General features: G+C 65.5%; 1 protein-coding gene. It reads left to right on the forward strand.

All coding sequences use genetic code 11. From position 1 onward, the window contains the following. A partial coding sequence (locus VL15_RS39005) for a cation-transporting P-type ATPase (protein ID WP_048252219.1) occupies positions 1 to 284 on the forward strand: 284 nt, incomplete at both ends.

Genomic DNA, 284 nt, shown 5'->3' on the forward strand with positions numbered 1-284 from the left:
GCGCACGACAAGCCGCCGCACTGGACCCGCCAGCTGCTGCTCTCGTTCCACAACCCGTTCGTCTACGTGCTGCTGGTGCTGGCCGCGATCAGCTTCTGCACCGACGTCTATTTCGCCGCGCCCGACGATCGCGACTATGTCGGCATGACGATCCTGCTGACGATGGTCACGATCAGCGCGCTGCTGCGCTTCGTGCAGGAATTCCGTTCGCTGCGCGCGGCCGAGAAGCTCAAGGCAATGGTCCGCACGACCGCCACCGTGCAGCGCGCGATGACCGACACGTC

Origin of the sequence: Burkholderia cepacia (genome assembly GCF_001039005.1) — a bacterium.
GTDB classification, from domain to species: Bacteria; Pseudomonadota; Gammaproteobacteria; order Burkholderiales; family Burkholderiaceae; genus Burkholderia; species Burkholderia theae.